The organism is Streptomyces sp. XY431, assembly GCF_001279805.1.
GTDB lineage: Bacteria > Actinomycetota > Actinomycetes > Streptomycetales > Streptomycetaceae > Kitasatospora > Kitasatospora purpeofusca.
In genome coordinates this window covers 1-354 of record NZ_LGDO01000362.1, presented here as the reverse complement: position 1 = coordinate 354, position 354 = coordinate 1, and the positions used below count along the sequence as shown (strand labels likewise).

2 protein-coding genes are annotated in these 354 nt (G+C 72.6%); both read left to right on the top strand.

Annotated features, from left to right (window positions below; translation table 11 throughout):
- Positions 1 to 12 precede the first annotated feature (12 nt).
- Positions 13 to 156, top strand: coding sequence for a hypothetical protein (locus ADK60_RS48195; protein ID WP_353651774.1), 144 nt, complete (start codon positions 13 to 15; stop codon positions 154 to 156).
- Positions 156 to 354, top strand: a 199-nt coding sequence (locus ADK60_RS48190; protein ID WP_199839762.1) for a condensation domain-containing protein, incomplete at its 3' end; no start/stop codon positions are given. The genes ADK60_RS48195 and ADK60_RS48190, both read left to right, overlap by 1 nt.

The window sequence follows — 354 nt, the reverse complement described above, 5'->3', positions numbered from 1 at the left end:
CTCGCCGGCCGCATCCGCGCCGCCCTCGGCGTCGACCTGGAGATCCGCACCCTCTTCGAGGCCCCCACCGTCGCCGCCCTCACCGAGCACCTCGACCAGACGCAGCAGAGGCGGCGGCCGGCGCTGCGGCGCATGCCCCGGCCGAAGGAGTCCTGATGATCCCGTTGTCGTACGCGCAGTTGCGGCTGTGGTTCCTGAACCGCCTGGACGGCGGCTCCGCCTACAACATCCCCGTCGCGCTACGCCTGGAGGGCCAGCTCGACGTCCCCGCGCTCAGCGCCGCCCTCACCGACGTCGTCCAGCGCCACGAAACCCTGCGCACCGTCTTCCCCGAACACGACGGCACACCCCACC